19 protein-coding genes are annotated in these 23,150 nt (G+C 77.3%); 5 read left to right on the forward strand and 14 right to left on the reverse strand.

Translation table 11 applies throughout. The annotated features are described in order from the left end of the window. Positions 1 to 68 precede the first annotated feature (68 nt). The 3 genes from O7628_RS29000 to O7628_RS29010 are packed head-to-tail and all read left to right on the forward strand — an operon-like array spanning position 69 to position 5,906. Positions 69 to 2,552 (forward strand): glycoside hydrolase family 3 C-terminal domain-containing protein, encoded by a 2,484-nt coding sequence (locus tag O7628_RS29000; protein ID WP_278135443.1) that lies wholly within the window; start codon positions 69 to 71, stop codon positions 2,550 to 2,552. After that, positions 2,533 to 3,615 (forward strand): LacI family DNA-binding transcriptional regulator, encoded by a 1,083-nt coding sequence (locus O7628_RS29005; RefSeq protein ID WP_246383953.1) that lies wholly within the window; start codon positions 2,533 to 2,535, stop codon positions 3,613 to 3,615. The genes O7628_RS29000 and O7628_RS29005 overlap by 20 nt, the downstream gene beginning before the upstream one ends. Further along, positions 3,612 to 5,906 carry a glycoside hydrolase N-terminal domain-containing protein gene (locus O7628_RS29010; protein ID WP_278135447.1) on the forward strand — a complete coding sequence of 765 codons (2,295 nt, stop codon included), beginning with the start codon at positions 3,612 to 3,614 and terminating at the stop codon, positions 5,904 to 5,906. The genes O7628_RS29005 and O7628_RS29010 overlap by 4 nt, the downstream gene beginning before the upstream one ends. A 311-nt stretch (positions 5,907 to 6,217) precedes the next feature. On the opposite strand, the gene O7628_RS29015 is transcribed toward O7628_RS29010, so the two are convergent. Genes O7628_RS29015 through O7628_RS29025 form a run of 3 tightly spaced genes read right to left on the reverse strand, consistent with a single transcriptional unit; the run spans position 6,218 to position 8,855 of the window. After that, the gene (locus O7628_RS29015) at positions 6,218 to 6,796 is read right to left on the reverse strand and encodes a GerMN domain-containing protein (RefSeq protein ID WP_278135449.1); all 579 of its coding nucleotides are present in this window, start codon (positions 6,794 to 6,796) and stop codon (positions 6,218 to 6,220) included. After that, positions 6,793 to 8,172 (reverse strand): HAMP domain-containing sensor histidine kinase, encoded by a 1,380-nt coding sequence (locus tag O7628_RS29020; RefSeq protein WP_074476287.1) that lies wholly within the window; start codon positions 8,170 to 8,172, stop codon positions 6,793 to 6,795. Before O7628_RS29020 ends, O7628_RS29015 begins: the two co-directional genes overlap by 4 nt. Next, the gene (locus tag O7628_RS29025) at positions 8,169 to 8,855 is read right to left on the reverse strand and encodes a response regulator transcription factor (RefSeq protein ID WP_074476286.1); all 687 of its coding nucleotides are present in this window, start codon (positions 8,853 to 8,855) and stop codon (positions 8,169 to 8,171) included. The genes O7628_RS29020 and O7628_RS29025 overlap by 4 nt, the downstream gene beginning before the upstream one ends. A gap of 152 nt (positions 8,856 to 9,007) precedes the next feature. On the opposite strand from O7628_RS29025, the gene O7628_RS29030 reads away from it, so the two are divergent. Beyond that, a complete protein-coding gene (locus tag O7628_RS29030; RefSeq protein WP_278135452.1) occupies positions 9,008 to 9,463 on the forward strand; it encodes an STAS domain-containing protein in 456 nt (151 codons plus the stop codon). After that, positions 9,460 to 9,729 carry a GlsB/YeaQ/YmgE family stress response membrane protein gene (locus O7628_RS29035; protein WP_278135454.1) on the forward strand — a complete coding sequence of 90 codons (270 nt, stop codon included), beginning with the start codon at positions 9,460 to 9,462 and terminating at the stop codon, positions 9,727 to 9,729. Before O7628_RS29030 ends, O7628_RS29035 begins: the two co-directional genes overlap by 4 nt. A gap of 41 nt (positions 9,730 to 9,770) precedes the next feature. Here the strand turns inward: O7628_RS29035 and O7628_RS29040 are convergent, their stop codons facing one another. The 11 genes from O7628_RS29040 to O7628_RS29090 form a co-directional block, all read right to left on the reverse strand. Continuing rightward, positions 9,771 to 12,398, reverse strand: coding sequence for an ATP-binding cassette domain-containing protein (locus O7628_RS29040; protein WP_278135456.1), 2,628 nt, complete (start codon positions 12,396 to 12,398; stop codon positions 9,771 to 9,773). Beyond that, positions 12,395 to 13,345 carry an ABC transporter permease gene (locus O7628_RS29045; RefSeq protein WP_278135458.1) on the reverse strand — a complete coding sequence of 317 codons (951 nt, stop codon included), beginning with the start codon at positions 13,343 to 13,345 and terminating at the stop codon, positions 12,395 to 12,397. The genes O7628_RS29040 and O7628_RS29045 overlap by 4 nt, the downstream gene beginning before the upstream one ends. Further along, complete coding sequence (locus O7628_RS29050; RefSeq protein ID WP_278135460.1) at positions 13,342 to 14,904, reverse strand: ABC transporter substrate-binding protein; 1,563 nt, start codon at positions 14,902 to 14,904, stop codon at positions 13,342 to 13,344. Before O7628_RS29050 ends, O7628_RS29045 begins: the two co-directional genes overlap by 4 nt. Further along, a complete protein-coding gene (locus O7628_RS29055) occupies positions 14,901 to 15,824 on the reverse strand; it encodes a methyltransferase domain-containing protein (RefSeq protein ID WP_278135462.1) in 924 nt (307 codons plus the stop codon). Before O7628_RS29055 ends, O7628_RS29050 begins: the two co-directional genes overlap by 4 nt. After that, positions 15,821 to 17,068: an MFS transporter gene (locus O7628_RS29060; protein WP_278135463.1), complete on the reverse strand. Its 1,248-nt coding sequence runs from the start codon at positions 17,066 to 17,068 to the stop codon at positions 15,821 to 15,823. The genes O7628_RS29055 and O7628_RS29060 overlap by 4 nt, the downstream gene beginning before the upstream one ends. Beyond that, positions 17,065 to 18,117 carry an enolase C-terminal domain-like protein gene (locus O7628_RS29065; RefSeq protein ID WP_278135465.1) on the reverse strand — a complete coding sequence of 351 codons (1,053 nt, stop codon included), beginning with the start codon at positions 18,115 to 18,117 and terminating at the stop codon, positions 17,065 to 17,067. The genes O7628_RS29060 and O7628_RS29065 overlap by 4 nt, the downstream gene beginning before the upstream one ends. After that, positions 18,114 to 19,187, reverse strand: a complete 1,074-nt coding sequence (locus tag O7628_RS29070) for a PLP-dependent cysteine synthase family protein (RefSeq protein ID WP_278135467.1) — start codon at positions 19,185 to 19,187, stop codon at positions 18,114 to 18,116. Before O7628_RS29070 ends, O7628_RS29065 begins: the two co-directional genes overlap by 4 nt. Further along, complete coding sequence (locus O7628_RS29075) at positions 19,184 to 20,029, reverse strand: DUF364 domain-containing protein (RefSeq protein ID WP_278135470.1); 846 nt, start codon at positions 20,027 to 20,029, stop codon at positions 19,184 to 19,186. Before O7628_RS29075 ends, O7628_RS29070 begins: the two co-directional genes overlap by 4 nt. After that, positions 20,026 to 21,300: an ATP-grasp domain-containing protein gene (locus O7628_RS29080; RefSeq protein WP_278135472.1), complete on the reverse strand. Its 1,275-nt coding sequence runs from the start codon at positions 21,298 to 21,300 to the stop codon at positions 20,026 to 20,028. The genes O7628_RS29075 and O7628_RS29080 overlap by 4 nt, the downstream gene beginning before the upstream one ends. Before the next feature lie 487 nt (positions 21,301 to 21,787). After that, the gene (locus O7628_RS29085; RefSeq protein WP_278135474.1) at positions 21,788 to 22,315 is read right to left on the reverse strand and encodes a flavin reductase family protein; all 528 of its coding nucleotides are present in this window, start codon (positions 22,313 to 22,315) and stop codon (positions 21,788 to 21,790) included. 378 nt (positions 22,316 to 22,693) lie between these two features. Beyond that, the gene (locus O7628_RS29090) at positions 22,694 to 23,134 is read right to left on the reverse strand and encodes a DUF4395 domain-containing protein (RefSeq protein WP_278135476.1); all 441 of its coding nucleotides are present in this window, start codon (positions 23,132 to 23,134) and stop codon (positions 22,694 to 22,696) included. Positions 23,135 to 23,150: the final 16 nt, after the last annotated feature.

Consider the following 23,150-nt stretch of genomic DNA (forward strand, 5'->3'; position numbering starts at 1 on the left):
GACGGTCGTCGAAGCGCTTCGACCTGCCGTCCGGGCATCGCTCGCCCATGGAAGGTAACCGATCCACCATGACCGACAGCACCGGCCGGACGCCCGGCCCGTCCCCCGCCGCCCGCGTCGACGACCTGCTGGCCCGCCTCACCCTGACCGAGAAGATCGGGCTGCTGCACCAGTGGCAGGCCCCGGTCGACCGGCTCGGGCTGCCGCCGTTCCGCACCGGCACCGAGGCGCTGCACGGGGTGGCCTGGCTCGGCACGGCCACGGTCTTCCCGCAGGTGATCGGGCTGGCCAGCAGCTGGAACGCCGAGCTGGTGCGGTCGGTGGGCGCCGCCGTCGGCGCCGAGGTGCGCGCCAAGCACCACGCCGACCCCGAGCGGGTCGGGCTGAACGTCTGGGCGCCGGTGGTCAACCCGCTGCGTGACCCCCGCTGGGGGCGCAACGAGGAGGGCTGGTCCGAGGACCCGTGGCTCACGGGGCACCTCGCCACGGCGTACGCGCGGGGGCTGCGCGGCGACCACCCCGACCGGCTGCGGACCGCGCCGACGCTCAAACACTTCCTGGGCTACAACAACGAGACCGACCGCGCCACCACCTCCAGCGACCTGCCCCCGCGGGTGCTGCACGAGTACGAGCTGCCGGCGTTCCGCGCGCCCCTGGCGGCCGGCGCGGCGGTGGCCGTGATGGCCTCCTACAACCTGGTCAACGGAACTCCGGCGCACCTGAGCCCGCTCATCGAGGGCGAGCTGCGCGCGATGGCCGCCGACGAGATCATGGTCGTCGGCGACGCCGGGGCGGCCACCAACATCGCCGGGGTGCAGGGCCGCGAGCCCGACCACGTCAGCGGCTTCGCCGCCGCCCTGCGCGCCGGGATCGACAACTTCACCGAGGACGACACGAACAGCGCGCTGACCACCGGCCGGATCGCCGAGGCGCTGGAGCGCGGCCTGATCACCACCGCCCACGTGGACCGGGCGGTCCGCCGGATCCTCGGCGTCCGGCTGCGCCTCGGCGACCTGGACCCGGCGCACGAGGACCCGTGGGCCGGGGTGCCGCCGGAGGTCGTCGACTGCCCCGCGCACCGGGAGCTGGCCCGCGAGGCGGCCCGGCAGTGCGTCGTGCTGCTGCGCAACGACGGGCTGCTGCCCCTGACCGCGCGCCCGGGGCTGCGGGTCGCCGTGCTCGGCCCGCTCGCCGACGCGGTGCACACCGACTGGTACAGCGGCACCTTGCCGTACGCGGTCAGCACCCTCGACGCCCTGGCGGCGCGGGTCGACACCGTCACCAGCCACAGCGGCGCCGACCGGATCGCGCTGCGCGCCGGGGACCGCTACGTGCGCTGCGCCACCGACGCCGACGGCGGCCCGCTCACCCTCGACGCCACCGCCGCCACCGAGGCGACCTGGCTCGACGTGTTCGACTGGGGCGGCGACGCCGTGGCGCTGCGCGCCGTCGCCAACGGCCGCCACGTCGGGGGCGACGACGACGCCGTCCTGGTCAACGACCGCACCGGGCCCGGGGGGTGGATCGTCCGGGAGACCTTCCGGTGGCGGCCCGGCCCCGACGGCACGGTGCTGCTGCACCACCTCGCCACCGGCCGGTACGTCGCCGCCGGACCCGACGGGCGGCTGCGCGCCGACGCCGCCGAGCCGGGCGCGGCCACCCCGTTCGCCGTGGAACTGGTCGCCGACGGCGCCGCCGAGGCGGCCGCCCTGGCCGCCGACGCCGACGTGGTGGTGGTGGCCCTCGGCAACCACCCGATGGTCAACGGGCGGGAGACCGAGGACCGGTCGGACCTGGCGCTGCCGGCCGGGCAGGAGGCGCTGCTGCGCGCCGCCCACGCCGCCAACCCCCGCACCGTCCTCGCGCTGACCAGCAGCTACCCGTACGCGATCGGGTGGGCCGACGCCCACCTGCCGGCGGTGCTGTGGTCGGCGCACGGCGGCCAGGAGCACGGCGCGGCGCTGGCCGCGGTGCTGTTCGGCGACGCCGAGCCGGGCGGCCGGCTCACCCAGACCTGGTACGCCGACGCCGCCGAGCTGCCCGACCTGCTCGACTACGACATCATCGACGCCGACGCCACCTATCTCTACCACCGGGGCGATCCCCTGTACCCGCTCGGCCACGGGCTCGGCTACACCCGCTTCGACTACGCTGACCTGCGACTCAGCGCGGCGTCGGTGGCCGCCGACGGGGAGGTCGAGGTGCGCGTCGAGGTCACCAACGGCGGCGACCGGCCGGGGGAGGACGTCGTGCAGCTCTACACCCGGCAGCGGCGCTCCCGGGTCAAGCAGCCCCTGCGCCAGCTGCGGGGCTACGCGCGGGTCGCCCTCGCCCCCGGCGAGCGCCGGGTGGTCCGGCTGCGGCTGCGCGCCGCCGACCTGGGCTGGTGGGACGAGACCCGGGGCGCCCGGGTCGTGGAGGACGCCACGCACACCGTGCTGGTCGGCCGGTCCGCCACCGACATCCGGCTCGTCGGCACGCTCGGCGTCCGGGCGGCGTCCGCCGCCGACGCCCCGGCGCGGGAGGCCACGGGTGCCGGCCGGTCCCGGTGACCACGGCCCGCGCCTGCCCCCGGCGGCGCGGCCGAAGTCACCCGACCTGGTCACCATCTCCGACGTCGCCCGGCACGCCGGGGTCGCCGTCAGCACCGTGTCGTACGTGCTCAGCGGCAAGCGGGCGATCTCCGAGGTGACCCGCAACCGGGTGCTGGCCAGCATCCGGATGCTCGGCTACCACCCGAACGCCGGTGCGCGCGCCCTGGCCAGCCGGCGGGCCAACGTGATCGCGCTGGTGCTGCCGCTGCGCTCCGGGATGCAGGTGCCGGTGGTGATGCAGTTCGCGATGGCGGTGGTGACCACCGCCCGCACCGTCGAGCACGACGTGCTGCTGGTCACCTCCGACGAGGGGCCGGCGGGGCTGCGCCGCATCGCGGCCAGCGCCATGGTGGACGGCCTGCTGCTGATGGACGTGGAGATGCACGACTCGCGGGTGCCGCTGCTGCGGGAGCTGGGGCGGCCCAGCGTGCTGATCGGATTCCCCGCCGACCCCACCGGTCTGACCTGCGTCGACCTGGACTTCCACCGGGCCGGGGTGGTCTGCGTCGAGCACCTGGCCGGGCTGGGCCACCGGCGGATCGCCCTGCTCGGCGCGCCCGCCGCCGTCTACGACCGGGGCACCGGCTTCGCGCACCGCACCCGCAACGGCATCCTCGACGCCGCCGCGCGGCTCGGCGTCGACACCGTGGTCCGGCCCTGCGAGGAGGGCACGGCGGCCGTCCGCCGCGAGCTGGTGGAGCTGCTGGACCGGTGGCCGGACCTGTCGGGCCTGATCGTGCAGAACGAGTCGGCCGTCGGGCCCGTGCTGGCGACGCTGCCCACCCTCGGCCGGCGCGTGCCGGAGGACGTGTCGGTGGTCGGCATCTGCCCCGACCAGTTCGCCGAGCAGGCCAGCCCCCGGCTCACCTCGGTGCCCCTGCCGGCCGAGGAGGTCGGCCAGCAGGCGGTGTCGCTGCTCATGCGCAAGGTGCACGACGAGCCGGTGCCCGACGCGACGCTGCTCGAACCCAGGTTGACGATCCGGGACAGCACGGCCGCCGCCCCCGGGGACGGCAGGTGACGGCCGGGCTGCCCGCGTCCGCGCACCGGATCTGGGACGACTCCCCCGCCGCCGGCTGGGAGGACGCCTTCCTGTCCGGCAACGGCGAGTACGGGATCATGGTGGCCGGCGCCCCGTACGCCGAGCGGATCGTCGTCAACCACCACCGGTTCGTGCTGCCCAACGGCACCCACGACGCCCGGCCGCCCCGGCTGGCCCACCTGCTGCCCCGGGTGCGCGAGCTGGTGCTCGCCGGCCGGCGGGCCGAGGCGAGCCGGCTGCTCGGCGGCGGCCGGGAGCTGCGCTGGACCCAGTCGTTCCACCCCGGCTTCGCGCTGACGATCGACGCGGTGGGGCCGGACGGAGCGGTGAGGCCGGACGGAGCAGCGGGGCCGGACAGCGTGGCGGGGCCGGGCGCGACGGCGCTGCCGGCCGGCTACCGGCGGAGCACCGACTTCCGCACCGGGGAGGTCGTCGTCGAGTGGGCCGGCGGCGAGCGGCGCTGTTTCGTCTCCCGCGCCGACGGCCTCGTGGCGCTGCGGCTGGACATGGGCGACTGCGTGGTCGGGTTCACCGGCGACCTGCCCGGCCGCCCGGCGGACGTCCGCTACGAGACCGCGGCGTACCGGCGTGGCGAGGACGTCTTCCTGCGGATACGCGGCCACTACCCGCCGGTGGGCGGCGCGTACGGCTTCGAGGGCCTGGCCCTGCTCACCGGCGACGTGCGGGTGCTCGGCGACCGGGTGGCCGTGCGCGGGCCGGCCCTGCTCACCATGGTGCTCGACCGGCCCGGCACGCCGCCGTGGCGCACCGCCGAGCGGGAGGAGACGCTGCGCGCCCGCTGCACCGCCGGGTACGCCGGCCTGCGCGCCCGGCACGCGGCCCGGCACTCCCCCGCCTACGACCGGGCGAGCCTCGACCTGGCCGTGCCGGCCGCCGAGCGGGAGCTGCCCGTCGGCGCGCTGCTCGCCCGGCAGGCCGCCGACCCGCAGCGGCCCTACCCGGCGCTGGTGGAGCGGCTGTTCCACGCGGGACGGTACCTGCTGCTGAGCGCCAGCGGCGTCCTGCCGCCCCGGCTGACCGGGCTGTGGCTGGGCTCCTGGGACGCGGCCTGGGCGGGGGACTTCACCACCGACGCCAACCTGAACCTGCAACTGGCGGGGGCCGCCATCGGGGCCCTGCCCGAGGTGAGCGCGGCGCACGCACGGCTGGTCGCATCGCAGGTCGACGACTGGCGGCGCAACGCCGAGGCGATCTACGGCGCACCGGGCCTGCTCGCGCCCAGCCGCACCGACGGGGAGCACGGGCACCTGTTCCACATGCACGACGACTGGCCGTTCGCCGCCTGGCTGCCCGGCGCGGACTGGCTGCTCTTTCCGTTGTACGAGCGCCACCTGGTGACCGGGGAGCCGCTCGGCGAGCTGGCCGGCTGGCTGACGGAGGCCGCCGAGTTCCTCGCCGACGTGCTCACCGTCTCCGCCGCCGACGGCACGGTGGTCGTGGTGCCGTCGTACTCGGCCGAGACCGGCCCGCTGGACGACGACGGCCGACCGGTGCACCTGGCGGTCAACGCCACGATGGACATCGCCGCCGCCCGGCACGCCCTGGCCACGGCCGACGCCGTCACCGGCACCGACCGGTGGGCGGCGCTGCGGGGGCGGCTGCCCGCGTACCGGGTCGACGAGCGCGGCGCGCTGGCGGAGTGGGCCTGGCCGGGCTACCGCAGCGACGAGGACCACCGGCACGTCAGCCACCTCTACCCCGTGTGGCCGTTGGACGAGATCAACCCGGACGACACCCCCGAGCTGGCCGCCGCCGCGCACCGCGCGCTGGTGCTGCGCGGCGACGAGAACCTCTCCGCCCACGGCAGCCTGCATCGGGCCCTCGCCGCGACACGCCTGCGCGACGGCGCGCTGGCCGGGGAGAACGTGGCCAAGATCCTCGGCAACGACATGTTCTTCCGGTCGCTGATGAGCTCGCACAACCCTGGCCGGGAGACCTACAACGCCGACGCCGCGCACGCCCTGCCCGGCGTGCTGATCGAGTCGCTGGTGCACTCCCGGCCCGGCCTCGTGCGGCTGCTGCCGGCCCCGCTGCCCGGCCTCGGCCGGGGGGTGCTGCGCGGGGCCGCCTGCCGGGGCCGGGTCACCGTCGAGGAGCTGGCCTGGGACGCCTCGTCGGTGCGGGCCCGGCTGCTCTCCCCCGTCGACCAGCGGATCACGGTGGCCAGCCCGTACGGGGACGCGGCGGTCGACCTGCCCGCCGGCCGGCCGGTGGAACTGGTATTCGGTCCCCGCACCGACGGCGGGTGACGCAACGCAGTTGCGCCGGACCGACTCCCACCACTCCCACCCCCTCCTTTGCTCTGCACCCACGGAAGCAACGCTTCACGCAGCGCAACCCAACGCCGCGCCCCGCGCCTCGCTCCACCACCGGTAGGAGCAGCTCGGGCGCGGTGTTGCGCGGGTGGGTGCAGAGCAAAGGGTCGACAAGCGGTGCGCTGGGGTCGGCAATTCGTCACCCAGAGCAACATCGACCGTTCCTCCCGACCAACCCCGCCACCGTCACGGAACGCGATCGACCGCACGGGCACAGACCTGAGCACCGCCCCGGCGGGTCGCGGTCAGCGGGTCGCGGTCAGCGCGGCGTAGTCGGCGGGGGTCAGCGGCTGGACGGACAGCGAGCCGTCCGCGCGCGGCACCCCGAGCGGGCGGCCGTCGCGCAGGAACGCCACGGCGTCGACGTCGTCGCGGGCGGCCAGCGTGCAGACGATCTGACCGAACGCGAGCACCTCGTCGCTGCGGCCGGTGTCGTCGCCGGTCCCGTCGACCCGGACGCGCGCCTGACCGTCGGCGACGCCCACCACGGCGGCGCCGATCGCCCCCGGCAACGCGCTGGTCAGTCCGCTGTCCCGCTCGACGGCGCTCGGGCCGGCGAGCAGGTCCCGCAGCTGGGCCTCGGCGTCGAGGGAGCGGCTCACCCGCCGGTCCACCGGGACCAGCCGGTCGTCCTGCACGAAGCACAGCGTCATGGTGACCGGGCCGACCGTCGCGGGGCCGTCGACGGTCGCGGACGACGGGAACGGCCCGGGCGGGGCCTCGACGGCCCGGGGGGTGTCCTCGGCCGGCACCCCGCAGCCCGCCACCGTGCAGGCCGCCACGAGGGCGGCCAGCAGCGCCCGCGCGGCGAACCGGCGGCTCATGCCAGGCTCCCCGGCAGGGCCACCCGGAACCGCGCTCCCCCGCCGGGGCGGTCGCCGACGTCGGCCGTGCCGCCGTGCGCGGCGGCGTGCTGGGCGACCAGCGCCAGGCCGAGGCCGGTCCCGTCACCGGTGCCCCGGGCGTGGGCGGCCCGGCCCCGGACGAAGCGGTCGAAGATGGCGGCCCGGTCCTCGACCGGCACCCCGGGGCCGTCGTCGTCCACCTCGATGACACCGGTGTCGCCGTCGCGCGACAGCCGCACCGCCACCGGGCCCGCACCGTAGCGCACCGCGTTGTCGAGGAGGTTGGCCAGCACCTGTGCGACGCGCCGCCGCTCCACCTGCCAGGTAGCCGGGGTGCCGGCCGCAAGCCGGACCAGCGTGGCCGGCAGGTCGCGGCCGGCGCAGGCCCGCCGGGCCAGGTCGACCACGTCGACGGGCGCGCGGTGGGCGGGCTGGTCGCTGCGGGCCAGGTCGATGAGGTCGTTGACCAGCCGCTGGAACCGGTCGATCTCGTCGGCGACGAGGCCGGCGGCCACGGCGGTGCGCTCGTCGTGGTGCTCCCGCCGCCGTTGCAGGACGCTGGCCGCCGCGGCGAGGGTCTGCAACGGCGAGCGCAGCTCGTGGCTGACGTCGGCGGCGAAGCGGCGGTCGCGCTCGATGCGGCGGGCCAACTGGTCGACCATGTGGTTGAACGAGGTGGACAGCCGGGTCAGGTCCGGGTCGGTGGCCGGGTCGAGGCGGGCGGTGACGTCGCCGGCGGCGATCTTCTCCGCGGCGTCCGCGACCGCGGTGAGGGGACGCAGCCCGTGGCGGGTCGCGTACCAGCCCAGGGCCGCCCCGGAGCCGGCCACGAGGATGGCCACCGCCGTCAGGGCCAGGGCCAGCGCCTGGAAGGTCCGTTCCAGCTCCCACAGGGAGGTGACCTCGTAGTACGTGGCCGAGCCGGACAGCGGCACCCCGACCAGCAGGGCGGTCCGGCCGTCGACCCGGACCCGCTGCACGGCCGGCTGCCCCGAGCCGACGAGCTGTTGCAGCTCCGGCGGCACGGCGGCGGTGAGGCCCGAGTCGGCGATGCGGGCGTGCCACCTGCCGTCCAGGTGCAGCAGCGCCCGCCTGCTGCTGCCGGTGTCCAGCGACCGCAGCACCTCCACCACGTCGGGGTTGTCGGTGTCGAGGCCGCTGCGCACCACGGCGGCGTCGAAGTACGCGGCCCGCACGGCGGTGCGTTCCCGCTCGTCGATCAGCGACTGGCGGGTCAGCTCGTAGGAGATCAGGGCCATCGACGCGGCGAGCAGCAGCGCGCCCAGGGCGAAGGCGGCCATGACCCGGGCGCGCAGGCCGAGGCGGAGCCGGGGCGGGCGGCGCAGCGGGCTCATCGGCGCAGCTTGTAGCCGAGCCCGCGCAGGGTCACCAGGTGTTCGGGGTTGGCGGGGTCGGACTCGATCTTCTGCCGCAGCCGGCCGACGTGCACGTCGACCAGCCGCTCGTCCCCGGTGTCGTAGCCCCAGACGCGTTGCAGCAGCTGCTGGCGCGACAGCACCCGGCCGGCGTGCTCGGCCAGCTCGCACAGCAGCCGGAACTCGGTGCGGGTCACCGGCACCCGCTGCCCGGCGCGGCGCACCTCGCCCGCCTCGGGGCTGACCTCCAGGTCACCGAACGCCAGGACCGGCACCGGTTCGGCGGCGACCGGGGCGGCGGCCCGGGCGCGGCGGCGCAGCGCCCGCAGCCGGGCGGTGAGTTCCTTGATCGCCACCGGTTTGACCAGGTAGTCGTCCGCGCCGGCCTCCAGGGCGGCGACGATGTCGTGGGTGTCGTCGCGGGCGCTCACCACCACGATCGGCACGTCGTCGTCGCGGCGCACCTGCCGGATGCACTCGAAGCCGTCGAGGCCGGGCAGCATCAGGTCGACCAAAACGTAGTCGGCCGGGTCGCGGCGCTGGGCGCGCAGCCCCTCTTCGGCCGTGGCCGCGCCCCGGGCGTCGTAGCCCTCGTCCTCCAGGGCGAGCAGCAGCGCCAGCCGGATGCGGTCGTCGTCCTCGATCACCAGTACGGCCGTCATGACGGCATCATCCCCAAGGCCGTCGCCCGGCGGCCAACCGTGTCCGGCGTACGACGGATTTGTCACGCAACTGTCACATGTCCGCGCGGTGCCCGCCAACCCCGGCCGGCACGGTGGCCTGGACCGGTCGGGCGAGAGGAAGGGGTACGGCCGTGACGACGCCGCTGGCACGCCGGGAGTGCACGATCCCCCTGGTCGAGGTGGCCGTGACCGAGTTCGACCTGGCCTGCCTGCCGGAGACCGGGGCCGTGTTCGACCGGCTGCTCGCGCTGCGCCCCGCGCAGGTCGTGGTGGACCTGTCCGCCTGCCGGCACATCGACGCCGCCGCCATCGGGTTCCTGCTGGACGTGCACCGTCGGCTGACCCGCGCCGACGGGGTGCTCGTCGTACGCGAACCGAACCCCCGGATCCGGCGCATCCTCCAGTCGGCCCGGCTGGACCAGGTGCTGCCGGTCGTCGTCGGCGACGCGGCGGCCGGGTCCCCCGAGCAGCCCGGCCCGGTGGCACCGCCGGTCGGCCGGGCGGTCGTGCCGGGCGGCGGGGGTGGCAGCCGTCGCCCGGCACCGGCCGGGCAGGGGCGCGCCCGCCGGTCGGCGGAGTGGGCGTGACCGTCGCCACGCTGGTCAGCGCCGTCGTCGTCGGGCTCGCCGTGGGGGTGCTCGGCCGGCTCGCGGTGCCGGGCCGGCCTACCGCGCCGCTGTGGCTCACCCTCGTCGTCGGTGTGGTCGCCGCGCTGGCCGGCAGCGTCGTCGCCCGGCTCGCCGGCGCGAACGGCCAGGGATTCCGCCTGGTCGACGTGGTCGTGCAGGCGGGGGTCGCCGGGGTCGGCGTCGTCCTCGTCGCGGCCACCGCGGGCCGCTCCGACTCCGCCTGACGGGTCGCCCGCACCCGGCCGGGGGCCGGTCAGGCGGCCGGCTACGACGGGTGCAGCAGCGCCCGGGTCAGCGGGTGCCGGGCGGCGGTGAGCAGGGCGGCCGCGGGCCCGGCCTCCACGACCCGCCCCGCGTCCAGGACGACGACGTGGTCGGCGAGACGGGCGACGACGTCACGGTCGTGGCTGATCACCACGAGGGCCAGCCCCCGGGTGCGGCGCAGCCGGTCGACGAGGGCCACGATCCGGTCCCGGCTGACCGCGTCCAGCCCCGAGGTGATCTCGTCACAGATCACCACGCGGGGCTCGGCGAGCAGCGCCCGGGCCAGGGCGGCGCGTTGCAGCTCGCCGCCGGAGAGCCGGTCGGGGCGACGGGCGACGACGTCCGCCGTGAGCCCGGTCTCGCCGAGGACGCGGCGCGCGGCGTCGCGGGCCCGGGCCGGCGGCAGGGCGCGCAGCCGCACGGCGGCCCGGGACACCTGCTCCAGGACCGACCGGTGGGGGTGGAAGCTGGCCCGGGCGTCCTGGAAGACGTACTGGACGGCGGCGAGATCCGCCCGGGTTCTCCGGTCCAGGGTCGCCGCCAGCGGCCGGCCGCCGAGGCCGACCGTTCCGCCGCGCGGCGGGTGCAGCCCGGCGACGCAGCGGGCGAACGTCGTCTTGCCGCTGCCGGAGCGGCCGACCACGGCGAGGCACCCGCCGGGGGCGACGGCGGCGGTGACCGCGTGCAGCACGCCACGGCGGCGGGCACCGGCGCGGTGGGCGGCGGCCAGGTCGCGCACGCGCAGCGCCGGTGCTCCGGCGGGAGCGGCGGCACGCGGCACGGCGACGCGGGGCGCGGCCGGGGCGGGGACACTCGGCGCGGCCGGGGCGACGGCGAGCAGGCGGCGCGTGCGTTCGTCCCGGGGGGCGGCGAGCACGTCGGCCGCCGCGCCGGCCTCGACGACCACGCCGGCGTCCAGGACGACCAGCCGGTCGGCCACGGCGCGCACCAGGTGCAGGTCGTGGCTGAGCAGCACCACCGCCAGCCCGGCGTCGGCGAGGGCCCGCAGCTCGTGGGCGACGTCCCGGCGGGTGAGGCTGTCCTGCCCGGTGGTCGGCTCGTCGGCGACCAGGACGCGCGCCCTGGCCAGCAGCGCGTGGGCGACGACGAGGCGCTGCTGTTGGCCGCCGGAGAGCTGGTGCGGGAAGCGCCGCAGGAACTCCCGGTCGGCGGGCAGGTCGACGCGGGCCAGCGCGTCGGCCACCGCCCGACGCACCGCCTCCCGCCCGGCCACCGTCGTGCGGGCCGCCGCGCCGCGCGACGGGCGGCCGGGGGTCCGCCGCACCGGCCGGGCGTGCCGCCGGGCGACCTCGCGCAGCACCGCGCCGACCCGGCGGACCGGGTTGAGCGCCGCCGACGGCTGCTGTGGGACGTAGCCGACGACGCCCGGGGGTGGTGGGGTCGCCGGGGACACGGGACAACCGGCCACCTCCACCCGGCCGGCGAGGCGGACGCCGGGGCCGGCCTCCCCCAGCAGGGCCCGACCGGCGGTGGTCTTGCCGCTGCCGGAGCGACCGACGAGGGCGAGCACCTCGCCCGCCGCCACCGTGAACGAGACCCCGGCGAGCAGGCGACGCCCGGCGACCCCGGCGTCGAGCCCGACCACCCGGACCGGCGGGCAGGAGTCCACGGGCGACGTCGGCCTGCCGGCGGCGGTCGGGTCGGCGCGGCGCTCCGGCCCGGCGGGCCGGCGCGGCCCGGGCACGGCGCGGCCGGGCGGCCCGACGGGGCCGGAGTCCTCGGGGGCGGCCCCGCCACGGCCGGCGTCGTGGCCGGCGTCGTCGCGGGGGGTGTCCTCGCCGGCCGCGGCCCGGCCGGTGACGTCGCCGCGGGTGGTCAGCAGCCCATCGGCGACGAGGTTGACGCCGACGGCGAGGGCGACGAGGAGGGCGGCGGGCACCAGCACCGACCAGGGTTGCAGCAGCAGCCCGGCGCGGTTGCGGTCCACCATGACCGCCCAGTCGGCGGCGTCGGGGGCGACACCGACGCCGAGGAAGCTGGCCGTGGCGACGAGGTACAACGCGCCGACGAACCGCACGCCCGCGTCGGCGAGCAGCACCCGGCGGCTGCCGGTCACGACGTGGCCGACGGCGCGCCGCCACCACGTCTCCCGGTACAGCCGCATCGCCTCCATGGCCGGGCCGTGCGCCAGCGGCAACGCCGCCGCGCGGCTGATCCGGGCGACCTCGGGCAGGCCGATCAGCGCGACGATGCCGACCAGGGTGGCCGGCCCGCGCGGCGCGGTGGCCGCCAGCAGGATCAGCAGGATCAGCGACGGCACGGCGAGCAGCAGGTCCGCCGGGCGCATGACCAGCTCGTCGACCCACCGGCGGCGGGTCAGCGCGGCGAGCAGCCCCAACGGCACCCCCGCCAGGTACGCCAGGGCGGTCGCGGCGAGCGCCACGCCGACCACGGAGCGCCCGCCGAGCAGCGCCTGGCGCAGCACGTCGCGCCCGACGAAGTCGGTGCCGAACGCGCCGCCCGGGTCGAACGGCCGTCCGCGCGGTGCCGCGTCGCCGGCCAGGGCCGGCCCCGCCACGGCGACCAGCAGGGGTACGGCGAGCAGCGCGACGCCGACGGCGAGGCGCAGCCGCGACGGGATGCAGTGGCGCCGACCAGGTGGGCTCACGTGGCGGCCCCGGCGCGCGGGGCGAGCCGGAAGGCCACCAGGTCGGCGGCGAGGTTCACCGTCACCGTGGTCACGGCGACCAGCACGCACAGCCCCTGCACGGTGGGGACGTCGCGGGCCGTCACCGCGTCGACCAGGGCGGTGCCCAGGCCGGGGACGACGAACACCGCCTCGACGACGATCACCCCGCCGAGCAGCCAGTCGGTGGTGCGGGCGAGCTGCTGGGCGACGGGCGCGAGGGCGTTCGGCAGCGCGTGGACCAGCCACAACCGGGGCTCGGGCACGCCGAGCCGGCGGGCGTGCGCGACGTGTTCCGCGCGCATCGCCTCGACCATGCCGGCGCGGGTCAGCCGGCTCAGCGAGCAGAACGGGCGGGCCAGCAGCACCGCCAGCGGCAGCACCAGCACGGCGGGGCGGGACAGCAGGTCGCCGCCGGTGCCGACGGCGGTGGGCGGGAGCCAGGCCAGCCGTACGCCGAAGACCGCGACGAGCAGCAGGGCCAGGGCGAACTCGGGCACCGCGTACAGGCCGACGGCGGTGGCGGACAGCGCCCGGTCGAGGCGGCCGCCCTCGCGCCGCGCCGCGAGCGTCCCGAGCCCGACGGAGAGCGGGACGAGCAGCAGCAGCGCCGCGGCGGCGAGCAGCACGGTGGGCGCGGCCCCGGCGGCGAGGACCCCGGCGACCGGCCGTCGGGAGACCAGCGAGACACCCAGGTCGCCCCCGGCCAGGTCGGCGAGCCAGTCCAGGTACCGGTGCCAGGCGGGCCGGTCCAGGTCGAGCTGATCGCGCAGGAGGGCGATGCGCGCGGGGTCGGGCTGGTCGCCGGCGATCACCACGGCGGCGTCCCCGGGCAGCGCCTCGGTCAGGACGAACACGACGGTGGCGACGCCGACGACCTGCCCGGCCCCGGCCAGGAGGCGGCGGGCGGCGTAGCGGGGCAGGCTCAACCCAGCCAGACCTTGTCGAAGCGCGCCCAGTCGAGGGTGTTGGCCGGGGCCGCGGCCGACACGCCGCCCACGCGGGGGCTGGTGGCCACGAGGAAGTCGGCGAACCCCCACACCAGGAAGCCGCCCTCGGCGTGCAGGACGCGCTGCATGTCGCCGTACGCCTGCCGGCGGGTCCGCTCGTCGGCGCTGGACACGGCGCGGGCGTAGCGCGCGTCGAAGTCGGGCCGCCGCCACCCGGTCGCGTTGGTGGTGGACGTGCTCAACAGGCGCTGGGAGATGTGGGTCTCGATGGGCATGGCCCCCGAGCGGTAGCAGGCGAGCACCCCGCCCGTCAGGATGTCCTTCCAGTAGGTGTCCTTGTTGCCGCTGCGCGCCTCGACGGTTAGCCCGACCTGCCGGGCCTGTTCGGCGAAGACGCTGGCGGTCTCCACGAAGCCGCTGGCCACGGGGGCGGTGTCCAGCGGGATGCGCAGCCCCCGGGCACCGGCCCGGTCGACGAGGAAGCGGGCCCGGTCGAGGTCGGGGACGCGCTGGGCGATGTCGTCGGCGTAGTGCTGGTAGCCCCTGCCGAACAGGTCGTTGCCGACCTGGCCGGCGCCGGACAGCACGGTGTCGACGAGCTGCTGGCGGTCGGTGAGCAGGAACATCGCCTCGCGCAGGTCCCGGTTGTCGAACGGCGGCCGGTCGACCTTCATGGCCAGGGCCTGCATGGTGCTGTTGGCCATCCGGGTGATCCGCACCCGCGCGTCGCCCGCGTAGGTGCGGGCGGTGGTGGGCGTGACGTCGTGGGCGTAGTCGGCCTGCCCGCCGAGCAGCGCGTTGATCCGGGCGGACTCGTCGTTGGCCACGAGGTACTCCAGCTCGTCCAGGTGCGGCGCGCCGTCCCAGTGGTCGGCGTACCGCCTGAGCAGCAGGGACCGGCCGGGCTGGAACGCGCCGAAGGCGAACGGGCCGGACCCGACGGGCCGGTCGAAGGCGTCGACGCCCTCGGGCACCACGTACGCGCCGAAGGCCGCCAGGACGTTGGGGAACTCGGCGAACGGCCGGCGCAGCGCGAGTTCGACGGTCCGGTCGTCGACCGCCCGGCTGCCGCGCAGGTCGATCAGCTCCAGGCTGGCCCGGGCCCGGAAGGCGCGCTTCGGGTCGGTGATCCGGGCGTAGCTGTGCAGCACGTCGGCGGCGCGCACGGGGCGGCCGTCGTGGAAGGTCGCCTCGCGCAGGGTGACCCGCCACCGGGTGAGGTCGGCGTTGGGCTCCCAGCCGCTGGCCAGGCGGGGCCGGATCGACACGTCGGGGCCGTAGTCGGCGAGCTTGTCGAACATGGCCTTGGCCCGGGACGCCTCGTTGAACAGGTTCGCCAGGTGCGGGTCGAGGGTCTCCTGCGCGCCGCCGCCGGCGAACACGGCCCGCAGCCGGCCGCCCCGGCGTGGCTGGTCGGAGGCGGTGTCGGCGGGGCGGTCGCCGCACCCGGCCAGCAGGGTGGCCGACACGGCGGCCGCGCCGCCGAGCAGTCCGCGCCGGGTCAGCCGGGCGGCGGGCGTGGGGCTGACGGATGTCACGGGGTTTCCTCCAGTCGAGAGGGTCGGCGGCGGGCGAGCAGGTGCAGCCGGTCGCCGCGCAGGGTGGTGGACAGCGCCGCGCCTGGCCGCCACGGCGGTTCGGTGCGCGGGCCCGGAGCGTCGAACATCGCCAGCACGTCGAAGCCGGCCGTGTCGAGCAGGTGACGCAGTTCCTGGGGGAACAGCAGCCGCCAGGCCGAGGTCTGCACCAGCGGCTCGGGCGCGCCGGGCCAGCTCCAGGCGCGTTCCCGACGCAGCAGTTGCGCCGCGTGGTCGATCCACAGCCGGGTCCGGGACGTGTAGGCGACGCCGCGCCACGGCACGGTGCGCACCGACGTGCCGTCGAGCAGTTCGGTGCTGCCGAGGAAGAACGCGCCGTTGCGCAGCTCGGCCAGCAGCAGCCCGCCCGGGGCCAGGTGCGCGTGGCACCGGGCCAGGAACGCGGTGAGGTCGGCGTTGGTGTGGCAGTAGAGCAGGGCGCTGTCCAGGCAGGTCACCGCGTCGAACCGGTCGGCGAGGTCGAAGCCGCGCATGTCGGCGGCCACGAACCGGACCCGGGGGTGCCGGCGGCGGGCGTGGGCGAGCATCGCCGTCGACGTGTCGATGCCGGTGACGGCCCAGCCGAGCTGCGCGAGCCACCCGGCGTCGCGGCCGGTGCCGCAGCCGACGTCGAGCAGCCGGCGGCCGGGGGGCGCGTGCCGGCGCAGCAGGTCGTCGACGAAGCCGGCGGCGAGGTGCTGCGGGTCGGGGAACTGCGCCTCGTACAGCGCGGGGTTGTCGGTGAGCAGGTTGGCCCCGGCGGTGGCCGCCCCGGCACCGTCGCTCGCCCCGGCACCGTCGCTCGCCCCGGCACCGTCGCTCGTGCCGGCACCGCCGCGCAAGCCGGTGCCGGCGGCCTGCCGGGCCCGCCGGCCGCTCACGCGGGCACCGCCGACGGGGCGGGCGCGGGCGTCGGGTCGAGCGCGCCCCGGCGGTGCAGCGCCCAGACGGCCGCCGCGGAGGCCCCGCCCAGCGCGGCGCAGAGCAGCCACGCCAGCGCCGGCACCCCGCCGCCGGACCCGTCGTCCATGGCGCGGCCGACGGCGGTCGTGCCGGCCGCCGCGATCACCCCGGAGACCAGGTAGAACAGCCCGAAGTAGGTGCCGGTGAGCCCGTCGCGGGCGAACGCCGGGATCAGCTCCAGCACGAACGGCTGGGCGATCAGCACCCCGACGGCGAGCAGCACGGCCGCGCCGAGCACCGGCGCGAGCCGGACGGGGCCGGCGGGGCCGCCGACCGGCACGAGCGGCAGCACGAAGCCCCCGCCCATGACCGCCAGGCCGACCGCGATGGCCGGGCCCCGGGCGAGGCGGCGGTGCAGCCAGCGGGTCACCGGCACCTGCCAGGCGAGGGTCACCGCGGTGGAGACGACGAACAGCGACGCCACGGCGAGCGGATGCCCGCCGGCCTGCTGCGCCTGCACGGGCAGCACCAGGTAGAGCTGGTTCTGGAGGGCGAACATCGCGCTGAGCGCGAGCGTGAAGGCGAGGAACCGGCGGTCGGTGACGGCCTCGCGCCAGTCCCCCAGCACGCTCTGCCCGCTGCTGCGGGCCGGCTGCGGCGGCAGCACCAGGGCCTGCGCCACGGTCAGCGCCACGAACACGCCGGCCGCGGCGAGGGCGGCGGCCCGGAAGTCGACCAGCAGCAGCGCGCTGCCGAGCAGCGGCCCGAGCAGGGCCCCGGCGCTGGCGAACACGTTGAACAGCGCGAACGCCTCCGCGCGCCGGTCCGGGGCGGCCTGCGCGAGGTAGGCCCGCACCGCCGGGTTGAACAGCGCGCCGGCCAGGCCGGAGAGCACGGAGGCGGCCAGCAGCGCCGGCAGCGACACCCCGACGGCGAAGACGCCGAAGCCGACGGCGCGCAGCGCGCACCCGACGATGATCACCCCGCGCGCGCCGAGCCGGTCGGAGGCGGACCCGCCGAGCAGGAACAGGCCCTGCTGGCTGAGGTTGCGCACGCCCAGGACCAGGCCGATCACCGCGGCGGACAGGCCGAGGTCGTCGGCGAGGTAGCCGGCGAGGTAGGGCAGCAGCAGGTAGAAGCCGACGTTGACGCCGAGCTGGTTGACCACCAGCAGCCGGATCGCCGGCGGGAAGCCGCGCAGCGTCGTCCAGGTCGTGATCACCGGGCCACCGCCCGGTCCTCGGCCCGCGCCGGCCGCACCCCCAGGCCGGGCCCGTCGGGGGTACGCAGGACGCCGTCGCCGCCGCCGATGCCGGTCCACGGGTCGTCGGCGAGCAGCAGGTGCCCGTCGAGGTCGACCCAGCGGGCGTGCCCGGCCAGGTGCAGCGCCGGGGCGATGCCGAGCGTGCTGGCGACCAGGCAGCCGAGCAGGACGTCCAGGCCGTGCCCGGCCGCGGCGTCGATCAGCCGGCGCGCGGCGGCCACCCCGCCGCACTTGGCGAGCTTGACGTTGATGCCGGCGACGGATCCGGCGAGGCGGTGCACGTCGGCGACGGTGGCGACGTCCTCGTCGGCGACGACGGGCACCACGACCCGCGCGGCGATCCAGGCCAGCGCGTCCGGGTCGCCGGGCGGGACGGGCTGCTCGACGGCGTCCACGGCGCAGGCGGCGACGGCGTCGAGGACCCGGACGGTCCGCTCGGGTGTCCACGCCCCGTTGGGGTCGAGCAGCAGCCGGGCCGCCGGGGCGGCGGCCCGCACGGCGGCGACCCGGGCGACGTCGTCGTCCGCCCCGGCCTTGACCTTCAGCACCGTGAAGCCGGCCGCCACGAGCCGCCGCGCGGTGGCGGCGGCGTCGGCGGGCGGCACCAGCCCGATCGTGTACGCGGTCGAGACCGCCTCCCGCGCGGGGGCGTCGACGAGCCGCCACACGGGCCGGCCGGCGCGCCGCCCGACGAGGTCGTGCACGGCGGCGTCGAGCGCGCCCAGCACCCCCGGCGCGTCGGCCAGGTCCACGGCGAGGGCCGGCAGGTCGGCGCGCAGCGCCTCCGGGTCGGCGTACCTGGTGACCCGGGGGCGCAGGGCGGTCAGCAGCGCGTCGATGCGGCCCAGGTCGAGGCGCTGGTACGCGCTGGTGACGACCTCGCCGTGGCCGGCGTCGCCGTCGTGGGTCAGCCGCACGGCGACCGCGTCGCGGCGGGCCATGACCGACCGGGAGATGCGCAGCGGCTCGGCGAGCGGCAGCGGGTAGACCCGCCAGTCGAGGTTCATGCCGGCACCCGCTGTCCCCGGGCCGACTCGACGGTCCGGGCCCGGGGGTCGACGACGGTGCGGCACCGGCTCCACCGGGTGACCTCCACCGCCCGGGGGTGGGGGATCTCGACGGGGTGGCCCCGGGTGGGGCCGAGCAGCCCCCGCCGGGCGCAGTAGTCGTCGTCGAAGATGGAGTCGAGGTAGCGGTGCGGCCCGTCGGGGAAGACGGCGAGGACCCGCGCGCCGGGCCGGGTCCGGGCCGCCCAGGCGGCGACCCGGGCGGTCGCGCCGGTGCTCCACCCGCCCGTGACGAACGCGTGCCGGGCCAGCCGCCGGCAGCTCTGCACGGCCTCGGCGGGGGCGACCCAGTGCACCTCGTCGAAGGCGGCGTAGTCGACGTTGCGGGGGTGGATGCTGCTGCCGAGGCCGCGCATCAGCCGGGCGCGGGCGGGCTGGCCGAAGATGGTGGAGCCGACGGTGTCCACCCCGACCAGGCGCAGCCGGGGCCAGTGCCGGCGCAGCGCGCGGGCCAGGCCGGCGCTGTGCCCGCCGGTGCCGACGCTGCACACCAGCGTGTCCACGGCGTCGATCTGGGCGACGATCTCCTCGGCGAGCCCGGCGTAGCCGGCCGCGTTGTCGGGGTTGCGGTACTGGTCCGGCCAGTACGCGCCGGGCAGCGCGGCCCGCACGCGGAGCAGCCGGTCGAGGCGAGCCTGCTGCCAGCCGCCGACGGGATGCGGGGCGTCCACCACCTCCAGCCGGGCCCCGTGGGCGCGCAGCAGCGCCCGCATGGACGGCTCCAGCTCCCGGTCGACGACCAGCACCACGGGGTGACCGAGGGCCTGCCCGGCGAAGGCGAGGCCGACGCCCATGGTGCCGCTTGTCGACTCCACCACCGGGGCCCCCGGGGCCAGCTCGCCGCGCGAGCGCGCGCCGGCCAGCATGGACACCGCCGCGCGGGCCTTCATCCCGCCGGGGCTCAGGCACTCCACCTTGGCGAGGAAGCCGGGTTGCGGGTGCGGCAGCGGGGCGTCCACGAGGACCACCGGCGTGCGGCCGACGAGGTCGAGCAGCTGCGGCGCGGTCATCGGCCCGCCCGGTCGGCGCGGTAGCGGTAGAGCGGCGTGGGGCCGCCGTCGAGCCAGAAGAACGGGTACGGCTCCGCCGACACGGCGGTCAGCCCCGCGCCGAGGAAGCGCGGCAGGACCGCGCTGCCCGACTGGGCGAACGCCACCAGCGGCACGCCGGTGGACCGGGCGTGGCGCAGCAGCGGCGCGAAGGTGCCGTTGCCCAGGGTCATGCCGGAGGCGAGGACCGCGTCGCAGCGCGCCAGCAGCGCCGCCGCGTCGGGCAGGCACGGCTCGTCCCACTCGGTGCGCCCGCCGGCCAGGTCGCACGGCAGGTAGCGCAGGCCGCGCCGGCGCAGCTCGGCGAGCAGGGAGTTGACCACGCCGACGACCAGCACGGTCTGCCCGGGCCCGGCGGGCAGCAGGTCGACCACGGCGGCGGCGCGGGCGGCCGACTTGGCCAGCGACGTGCCGCCGGACACGGGCACCACGTCGGTCGCCGCGCCCGCGTGCGGGCGCACCCCCATCAGGTACGCGTCGAGCGCGGCGACCCGCACCGGCAGGCTCGGGTGGGCCAGCAGCTCCGCCACGCTGGCCCCGACGCAGTCGTAGGCGACGTCGTCGGGCAGCTCGTCGGGCTCGACGGCGCAGGAGCCGACGGCGGCGCCGACCCGCAGGCTGAGCACGTGGTTGCGGTAGCCCCGGGCGCGACCGGGGTGGCGGGCGCCCTGCCGGGTGACGAACCCAACGGTGACCCGCTCCCCCGCCGGGTCGGGGCCGAGCCGGCCGGCGAGCGCCGCCGCCACCAGGTCGTCGAGGCTGTCGGGGGCGGTGGGTTCGGCGGCCGGGGCGGGGGCGGTCACGCGGCGGTCCCGGCGAGCTGGTCGGCGTACCGGACGTCGAGGGCGGCCACGTGCGCCTCGGCGCGGGCCCGCGCGCCCGGTCCCTCGGTGTCGACGGTCATGACGTGGCCGAGGTAGCTGTTGTTGCTGCTGGCGTCGCCGGTGCGGTGCCCGGGGGGCGTGACGGCCCAGTCCACGACGGACGGATCACCGGCCAGCCGGTCGGTGCCGGTGACCGCGTCGACCGTGCCCGCCCGGGGCGGCAGCAGGAACGCGATGGCGGCGCTGCGTACCCCGGTGTCGACCGGCGTGGTGTCGGGGCGCTCGCCGAGGGCGAGGCGCGCGTACGCCATCGGCAGGTCGATGCCGGTGACCCGGCGGACGAGCTCGGTGATCTGGTTGCCGGCGGGCCGCGGGTTGATCTCGACCACCCGGGGCCCGGCCGGGGTCAGGCGCAGCTCCGTGTGGGCGACGCCGTGGGTGAGGCCGACGGCGGCGAGCGCGGCGACGGCCGCGCCGGCGGCGGTACGGGCGGCGGTGGCGGGCAGGTCGGCCGGGAACATGTGCCCGCTCTCGACGAACGCGCTCGTGCCGGCGAGGCTCTTGTCGGTGACCCCGACGACCGTGGTGACGCCGTCGCGGGTGACGGTCTCGACGCTGACCTCGGGGCCGGTGAGCAGCTCCTCCAGCAGCACCAGCGGCACCCGGGGCTGCCGGCGGGCGTTGACGGCGAAGCCGGCCAGCGCGTCGTACGCCCCGCGCAGCTGCGCGGGGTCGGCGACGGCGCGCACGTACATGCCGGCGCACAGGTCGACGGGCTTGACGACCAGCGGGAAGCCGAGCCGCTCGGCGGCGGCGAGGGTGTCCGCCCAGCCGTCGGTGACCGCGAACGCCGGCCCGGGCAGGCCCGCCCGGCGCATCGCCTCGCGGGCCAGGTCCTTGCGGTAGGCGCGGCGCACCGCCGCCGGGTCGGGGCCGGGCAGCCCGAGGTGGGCGGCGACCTCGGCGGCGGTGTGCAGGTAGTAGTCGCAGGAGGTGAGCACCCCGTCGAAGCCCAGGGCGGCGTGCAGCCGGGCGACGTGTGCGGCGAGCGCCGCCGGGTCGTTGGTCTCGGCGGTGACCACGTTGTCGGCGGCGAGCAGCGGGTGGACCTCGCCGGGTGGCGTCGCCCGCAGGTAGTGGTGCAGGTCGCGGGTGAGGAACGTGAACCGGTGGCCGTCCTCCCGGATCGCCCTCGGCAGCAGGGCGCTCATCGCGCCCACCCAGCTCTCGATGACCAGCAGGTGACCCATCAACGACTCCCGTCCTGTTGCGGTGGCGTCCCGGGTACATCTTGTTGGAAACGGTTTTCGTTGTAAAGTCCGCCGCGCCGACGGCCGGCCCTGCGCGCCGCCGCCACGGGGCACCGGCATCCACCGCACGGGAGAACGACGACCGCACGGGAACCACCCACCGCGCGGGAAGATCGTCCGCGCGGGAAGGCATCGTCCGCGCGGGAAAGCGACGACCGGGAACGCTGGCCGCCTCCGGCGCACGACACGCCGGCGCGGCTGCACCACGACCGGCCAGTGATCGCGCGCTCCGCGCCACCCGATCCCTCCGCGGGCGGCGTCACGCCAAGGGGGGAACTCCGTCGGGCGTCAGCCCGCGTACGCGCGGACCGCGCCGCGCACCGTCACCGCGCGCCACCCGGCGGCGCGGCGTCGTGCCGCACACCACGCGCAGTCGTCGGCCGGGCAGCGCACCCGCCGGCCGGGTGGCGTCACCCGCCGGGGCCGTTCAGGCCACGGCGGCCCGGTCGACCGGGTCCACGCCGGCGAAGCCGCCCCGGTGGTAGAGCAGCGGCGAGCCGACGTGGGCGTGCCGCAACAGCTCGGGCTCGGCGAGCACGATCGCGTGGTCGCCGACGACCACCCGGTCGACCACGCGGCAGAGCAGCCAGGCCAGGGCGTCGTCGAGGATCGGCACCGCCTCCGGGCCGACCCGCCACCTGGTCGGATGGGCGAAGCGGTCGATCCCGGTGGCGGCGAACGTGCGCGCCAGGTCCCGCTGGTGCTGGGCGAGCAGGTGCACCGCGACGTGCCGGGACCGCGCCACCGTGGGCCACGCCGACGAGGCGAGCCCGAGGCAGAAGGACACCACGGGCGGCTCCAGGGACACCGACGTGAACGACGTCGCGGTGAAGCCGACCGGCGGGGCGCCGGGGGCCGTCACCACGGTCACGGTGTTGGCCTGCTGGCGCAGGACCCTCCGCAGCGAGCTCGTGTCGGCGTCGACGATGGGTTCTTGCTGCGGGTCGGCGGTCATCGGAGGCTCCCAGGATCGCACGGTGCAGCCCGGGGTGGGCCGCCCCGGATCGGCCGAGACGCACATCGATGCGGCGTCCGGTGCCCCCGACGCTAACCGACCACCCCCACCACCCGCAAACCCTACTTGAAAAGTAGGGATTTCGGCGCCGGCCCGGTCACCCGGCCCCGACCTGCCCCGCGCCGGCTCCGGGGGCGACGCCGGGCGGGGCCCGCGCGGGCGGCTGCCGCGCAGGTCAGGTCCCGCACGGGACCGCCCCGACCAGGCCGAGCCGGTCGGCACCCCACCCCGGACGGCCCCGAAGGCCGCGCCGGCCAGCACCCGCACGGGACGGCCCCGACGGCCAAGCCGGGCAGCACCCGCCCGGTGCCGCCCAGATCAGGCCGAGCCGGTCGGCACCCGGGTGGGCACCGGTCGCCCGGTGAGTCGATGCGCCGCGAGGTACGCCTCGCAACCGAGGCAGACGTCGAACGCCGCGTTGAGGAAGGCGGCGGCGAGGGCCGCCGCCGTGGCGGTCAGGGTGAGCGCCGGCAGGCCGGCGAGGTGGCCGGCGGCCGCCAGCAGCATGAACGTCAACCCGACGAGCTGGGCGAACCGCACCGGGGCGGCCGGCTCCCGCTCGGCGGGCGGGTCGAGCCGGGGCGCAACCAGCGCCCGGTAGGCCAGGGCGTACGGGCCGAGGCGCGGGCTGGCCGCCGTGACGGCGAAGACGACCGCCTGGGTGAGCACCAGGGCGGGCGAGCCGGTGATCAGCGCGGCGGCGAGGACGACGGTGGTGACGGCGGCGGCGAACCGGGGGCCGCGTGGATCGAGCAGCATGGCGGTAGGAGTCCGA

It is taken from the genome of Micromonospora sp. WMMD956 (assembly GCF_029626125.1).
GTDB lineage: Bacteria > Actinomycetota > Actinomycetes > Mycobacteriales > Micromonosporaceae > Micromonospora > Micromonospora carbonacea.